This window comes from Halomonas sp. BM-2019 (genome assembly GCF_017584085.1).
Window position 1 is genome coordinate 1,723,044 of sequence record NZ_CP071922.1, and the last position, 6,278, is coordinate 1,729,321.

The window sequence follows — 6,278 nt, forward strand, 5'->3', positions numbered from 1 at the left end:
GATAAAACTATTGAGCTCGCCGTCGAGGCGCTCGAGGCGCGCGAGCTGGTGCTCGGTCAGCTCGCGGCTGGTGAACTCGCCGGCCGTGAGGTCGGCGGCCAGTTCGCTCAGTGTCTTGTCATGCATGGGCCGGGGGCTCCGTTAAGTTTCTCTCACTCGACGACGCGGGGGACCAGGTAGAGGCCCTGCTCCACCGCTGGGGCGCAGCGCTGGAAGCGCTCGCGCTGGTCGCTCTCGGTCACCTCGTCGGCGCGCAGCCGCTGGGTGGCGTCCAGCGGGTGGGCCAGGGGTGCGACCCCCTCGGTGTCGAGGGCCTGGAGCCGGTCCACCATCTCCAGGATGCGGCCCAGGTCGTCGAGGTAGTGGGCGGCGTCTTCGTCGCTCAGGCCGAGCCGGGCGAGGTGCGCGGCCCTGAGCACGTCAGCGTGTTCAAGCGCCATGATTTGGATGTCCTCGAAGGGAAAACAGGCCGCAAAAGGTACCACATACCGCGACCCGCGGGCAGGCCCGCGACGCGCCGGGCGCGCGGGGCCCGCGCTTGCTGCTGGGGGGCCGCGGTGATACCGTTTGCATCCGCACAGGGTTCCCGGACTGCACTAGGTAACGACTTCCATGTTCAAACGCTTGAGGGGGCTGTTCTCCAGCGATCTGTCGATCGACCTGGGGACCGCCAATACGCTGATTTACGTGCGCGGCCGCGGCATCGTGCTCGACGAGCCATCGGTCGTGGCCATCCGCCAGTCCGGCAACATGCGCAGCGTGGCTGCGGTGGGCTCCGATGCCAAGCGCATGCTGGGCCGCACCCCGGGTAACATCACCGCCATCCGGCCGATGAAGGATGGGGTCATCGCCGACTTCACCGTCACCGAGCAGATGCTCCAGCACTTCATCCGCAAGGTCCACCAGAGCACCTTCCTGACGCCGAGCCCGCGGGTGCTGGTCTGCGTGCCCTGCATGTCGACCCAGGTGGAACGACGCGCCATCAAGGAGTCCGCCGAGGGCGCCGGCGCCCGCGAGGTGTTCCTGATCGAGGAGCCCATGGCGGCCGCCATCGGCGCCGGCCTGCCGGTGGAGGAGGCCCAGGGCTCCATGGTGGTGGATATCGGCGGTGGCACCAGCGAGATCGCCATCATCTCCCTCAACGGCATCGTCTACTCCGAGTCGATCCGCGTCGGCGGCGACCGCTTCGACGAGGCGATCATCGGCTACGTGCGCCGCCACTATGGCAGCCTGATCGGCGAAGCCACCGCCGAGCGGATCAAGGAGGAGATTGGCTGCGCCTACCCCGGCGGCGAGCTGCGCGAGATCGACGTGCGCGGCCGTAACCTGGCCGAGGGCATCCCGCGCAGCTTCACGCTGAACTCCCACGAGATCCTCGATGCCCTCCAGGAGACCCTGGCCTCCATCGTGACCGCGGTGAAGAACGCCCTGGAGCAGTCGCCCCCCGAGCTCGCCTCGGACATCGCCGAGCGCGGCCTGGTGCTGACCGGCGGCGGCGCCCTGCTGCGCGACCTGGACAAGCTGATCGCCGAGGAGACCGGCCTGCCGGTGATCGTCGCCGAGGATCCGCTGACCTGCGTGGCGCGCGGCGGGGGCAAGGCCCTGGAGATGATCGACCAGCACACCTTCGAGCTGCTCTCCAGCGACTGATCCGGGGGGCCGCCCTATCAAGCCGCTGTTCTCCCACGGATCGCTGCCCGGCTATCGCCTCTTCCTGTGCGTGCTGGCTGCTTCGGCGCTGATGTTTGCCGACACGCGCTTCACGCGCATGGAGGAGGTGCGCGCCCAGCTCTCCACCCTGGTGGCACCCATCCAGTGGGCGGTGAGCCTGCCCAGCGATATCCTCACCTGGGGGTCGCTGGCGCTCTCCGACCAGCGTGCCCTGCTGGAGGAGAACCGGCGGCTGCGCGAACAGATCCTGACGCTCTCCCACCGCGTGCAGCGCATGGCCAGCCTGACCGCCGAGAATGTGCGCCTGCGCGAGCTGCTTTCGGCGGCGGAGCAGAACGAGGTCCCCTTCATCACCGCAGAGCTGCTCTCCCTGGACCCGGATCCCTTCACCCACCAGATGGTCATCGATCGGGGGCGGCGCAACGGCGTCTACGTGGGCCAGCCGGTGATGGATGCCTCCGGCCTGGTGGGGCAGGTCACCGCGGTGTCGGCCTATTCCAGCCGGGTGCTGCTGGTGGCCGACGCCAGCCACGCGCTGCCGGTACAGGTCAATCGCAACGGGTTGCGCTTCATCGTCCAGGGCAGTGGACGCTACGATGCGCTCAAGGTGCTGCACGTGCCCGACACCGCCGATATCCGCGAGGGCGACCTGCTGGTCACCTCGGGCCTGGCGGGGCGCTTCCCGCCCGGCTTCCCGGTAGCCCGGGTGGCCGAGGTGGTCCATGATCCTGGCCAGCCCTTCGCCCGGGTCACCGCCACCTCGGTGGCCCAGCTGCAGCGCTCGCGCCACTTCCTGCTGCTCTTTCCGCCGCCCGCGCCGGGCGCCGATGACGAGGCCTGGGAGCAAGAACTCTCCGCGGAAGCCCTGGAGGCCGCCCGGGCGGTGATCGGCCTCGATGCCGACGAGGAGGCTCGCTGATGGCCGCGCCGTCCCCCGCCAACCTCGCTCTGCCGTGGATCTGGCTGACCCTGCTGCTGGCGCTCTGTCTGCAGGTGATGCCGCTGGCCGACGGTTGGCAGATCTGGCGCCCCGACTGGCTGGGGCTGCTGCTGATCTACTGGTGCATGAAGGCGCCGCACAAGGTCGGGGTCTTCCACGGCTTCGTCCTGGGGATCCTGGTCGACCTGATCGAGGGGGCCACCCTGGGCCAGAATGCCTTGATCCTGTCGCTGCTGGCCTTCCTCTGCGCGCTGGTCTACCCCCGCTTCCGGGCCTACTCCCTGGTCCAGCAGGCGCTGCTGATCCTCGTGCTGCTGGGCACCGTCCAGCTGGCCGAGCAGTGGCTGCGTACCCTGCTGGGCCCCTTCTCCATCCATCTCTCCTTCCTCTTGCCGTCGCTGATCGGCGCGCTGCTCTGGCCCTGGCTTGCCACGCTGTTCGAGGCCCTGGGGCGGCGCCTGGCCCGCGACTGAACCGGAGCCCCCATGATCCCTGAAGCCCCCCTGCCGGTGCTCTGCCTCGCCAGCGCCTCGCCGCGTCGCCGCGACCTGCTGGCTTCCATCGGGGTCGCCGTGGAGGTCCGGCCGGTGGATATCGACGAGACGCCGCAGCCCGGCGAAGGGGCGACAGCCTACGTGTCCCGCCTGGCCCGGGAGAAGGCGCTGGCCGGTGCACGCCGCTCGACGCTGCCGACCCTGGGCTCCGACACCGCGGTGGTGTGCGACGGCGAGATCCTCGGCAAGCCGGCAGGGGCCGAGCATGCCGCGGCCATGCTGCGTCGCCTCGCCGGGCGCACCCACGAGGTGCTCACCGCGGTGGCGGTGAGCGGCCCCGCCGGAGTGCTGGAGGCCTGCGTGGTCACCCGGGTTACGCTGCGCGCCATCAGCGACGCGGAGATCGCCGCCTACTGGGCCACCGGCGAGCCCGCCGACAAGGCGGGCGGCTATGCCATCCAGGGGCTGGCCGCGGTGTTCGTCGAGCGCCTCGAGGGCAGCCACTCGGCGGTGGTGGGGCTGCCGCTCTTCGAGACCGCCGCGCTGCTGCGCCGCCAGGGCGTGCCGCTATGGAATGGTGCGCTGGGACGGGAGGCGAGCTCTTAAACGCCGTGGGTCAAGGCCACTATGTCATAATGACCGCAAAGCATTCTGGACAAGGATTTCCGCATGAGCGGTGAAGTACTGATCAACCTGACGCCCATGGAGACCCGCGTCGCCGTGGTAGAGAACGGCGTGCTGCAGGAGGCCTTCATCGAGCGCTCGCGCCGCCGCGGCATCGTCGGCAACATCTACAAGGGTCAGGTGGTGCGGGTACTGCCTGGCATGCAGGCCGCCTTCGTCGACATTGGGCTCGATCGGGCCGCCTTCATCCACGCCCACGAAGTGATGCCGCCTGGAACCCCTGCCGAGGAGCAGCTCTCCATCGGCCATCTGCTCCATGAGGGGCAGGCGCTGGTGGTGCAGGTCTCCAAGGATCCCATCGGCTCCAAGGGGGCGCGCCTCACCACCCACCTCTCGGTGCCGTCCCGCTATCTGGTCTACATGCCCGACGCGCCCCACCACGGCGTCTCCCAGCGCATCGAGGACGACCGCGAGCGCGAGCGGCTGCGCGGGCTGATCGAGGAGGCCCAGGGCCAGCAGAGCCTGGAGGTGACCGGGGGCTTCATCGTGCGCACCGCCGCCGAGGGGGTGGGGCTCGAGGAGCTCTCGGCCGACATGCACTTCCTGCTGCGGCTGTGGCGCAAGGTGAGCGAGCGCAAGGTGACCGCCGGCGCACCCAGCGTGATCTATGACGATCTGCCGCTGTTCATGCGCATCCTGCGCGACGTGATGCGCGACGAGATCGAGAAGGTGCGGATCGACTCCCGAGAGAACTTCGTCAAGCTGATCGAGTTCGCCGAGGAGTTCATGCCGGGGGCGGCGGAGCGCATCGAGCATTACGCCGGCGAGCGCCCGATCTTCGACCTGTTCAGCGTCGAAGACGAGATCCAGAAGGCACTGGGACGCAAGGTTCAGCTCAAGTCCGGCGGTTACCTGGTGATCGACCCCACCGAGGCGATGACCACCATCGATGTCAATACCGGCGGCTACGTGGGACACCGCAATCTCGAGGAGACCATCTTCAAGACCAACCTCGAGGCCGCCACCGCCATCGCCCGCCAGCTCCGGCTGCGCAACCTGGGCGGCATCATCATCATCGACTTCATCGATATGGAGGACCCCGAGCATCAGCGTCAGGTGCTGCGCATGCTCGAGAAGTCCCTGGAGCGAGACCACGCCAAGACAAAGTGCACCGGGGTCACCGAGCTCGGCCTGGTGCAGCTGACCCGCAAGCGCACCCGGGAGAGCCTGGAACAGACCCTCTGTGAGGCCTGTCCTACCTGTGGGGGGCGCGGCACCCTGAAGACGCCGGAGACGATCTGCTACGAGATCTTTCGCGAGATCCTGCGCGAGGAGCGGGCCTACAGTGCCGAGACCTACATGGTGCTGGCGGCCCAGGCGGTGGTGGATCGCCTGCTCGACGAGGAGTCGGCGGCGGTGGCTGATCTGGAGGAGTTTATCGGCAAGCCGATCCGCTTCCAGGTGGAGGCCCACTACTCTCAGGAGCAGTACGATATCGTACTGATGTAAGCCCATGTCCCCGATTCGCCTGGTGACGCGCTGGAGCCTGACCCTGGTGGCGCTGGTAGCGGCGTCGGTGGCCCTGCTGCTGCTGGTGCTGCGCCTGGCGCTGGCGCTGGCCGATGGCCTCACCCCCCAGCTGGAGGCGCTGCTCTCGGCGCGCTTCGGCGCCGAGGTGCGCATCGCCGAGCTGGACACCCGCCTCGCCGGCCTCGACCCGGCGCTCTCCCTCGAGTCCCTGACCATCGAGGCCCAGGCTGAGGCCCGCCGGCTGCCGCTGCTCGAGGTGGAGAGCGGGCGGTTGCGCCTGGACAGCCTCGCCAGCCTGCGTGCCGGGGTGCCGGTGGTGGAGGATGCCCGGCTCACGGGGGTCACGCTGCACCTCTACCAGACCCCCGAGGGGACCTGGCACTGGCCCGATCCCGCCGAGCTGCCCCCCGAACTCCAGCCACGCGGCGAGTTCGACCTGGAGCGGCTCGACTTCTGGGTCGGGGTGCTGTTGCGCCAGCGCGCCTGGGCCGATGACGTTCGCGTGGTGCTGCACGGGCGGGAGCGGCGCGTGGTGCTGGAGGCGCCGCGGCTGCTGATGACCGGCGATGATCGCCACGCCCACCTGGAGGGGGAGGTGCGCCTCGAGGGGGATCCCGACGCGGCGATGCAGGCGGTCCTGGAGGTGTTTCCCGGCCCCGCCGGCTTTCGCGACTTCAGCGCCGCCCTGCAGGCCAACATGCGGCTCGACAGCCTGATCGGCCTGACGGAGCTGCTGGGGCGCGGCGAGCCGATGCGCCTCGAGGAGTCCAGCGGTCACGCCCGGCTGTGGGGCCGCTGGCACCGTGGCGAACTGGCCGATGCGCGCCTCGACCTGGCGATTGCGCGGCTGGCGGTGAGCCACCGGGACGGCAACGGCGAGCGCCACGCCATCGAGCTGACCGATGTCGAGGGGCGCGGCCGCTGGCTGCGCCGCGACGACGGCTGGGAGGCCTGGTTCGAGGGCGACGCCTCGAGCCCGGAGGCGACCGAGCCCGAGGCGATCGAGGCGCCCTGGGGCC

At 69.6% G+C, this 6,278-nt stretch carries 6 protein-coding genes and 1 pseudogene; 6 read left to right on the forward strand and 1 reads right to left on the reverse strand.

The window, feature by feature from the left end; all coding sequences use genetic code 11:
* Positions 1-152: 152 nt before the first annotated feature.
* Positions 153-440: an Asp-tRNA(Asn)/Glu-tRNA(Gln) amidotransferase subunit GatC gene (gatC, locus tag J5F18_RS08655; protein ID WP_346301849.1), complete on the reverse strand. Its 288-nt coding sequence runs from the start codon at positions 438-440 to the stop codon at positions 153-155.
* A gap of 172 nt (positions 441-612) precedes the next feature.
* On the opposite strand from gatC, the gene J5F18_RS08660 reads away from it, so the two are divergent.
* The 6 genes and pseudogenes from J5F18_RS08660 to J5F18_RS08685 form a co-directional block, all read left to right on the forward strand.
* Positions 613-1,650, forward strand: a complete 1,038-nt coding sequence (locus J5F18_RS08660; protein ID WP_346301850.1) for a rod shape-determining protein — start codon at positions 613-615, stop codon at positions 1,648-1,650.
* Positions 1,651-1,693: 43 nt separating this feature from the next.
* The gene (mreC, locus tag J5F18_RS08665; protein WP_346302202.1) at positions 1,694-2,590 is read left to right on the forward strand and encodes a rod shape-determining protein MreC; all 897 of its coding nucleotides are present in this window, start codon (positions 1,694-1,696) and stop codon (positions 2,588-2,590) included.
* Complete coding sequence (mreD, locus tag J5F18_RS08670; protein WP_346301851.1) at positions 2,590-3,084, forward strand: rod shape-determining protein MreD; 495 nt, start codon at positions 2,590-2,592, stop codon at positions 3,082-3,084. Before mreC ends, mreD begins: the two co-directional genes overlap by 1 nt.
* A 12-nt stretch (positions 3,085-3,096) precedes the next feature.
* Positions 3,097-3,711, forward strand: coding sequence for a Maf family protein (locus J5F18_RS08675; RefSeq protein WP_346301852.1), 615 nt, complete (start codon positions 3,097-3,099; stop codon positions 3,709-3,711).
* Between the two features lie 63 nt (positions 3,712-3,774).
* Complete coding sequence (gene rng, locus J5F18_RS08680; RefSeq protein WP_346301853.1) at positions 3,775-5,238, forward strand: ribonuclease G; 1,464 nt, start codon at positions 3,775-3,777, stop codon at positions 5,236-5,238.
* 4 nt (positions 5,239-5,242) lie between these two features.
* Positions 5,243-6,278 (forward strand): annotated as a pseudogene (locus J5F18_RS08685) (DUF3971 domain-containing protein); the annotation flags it as partial.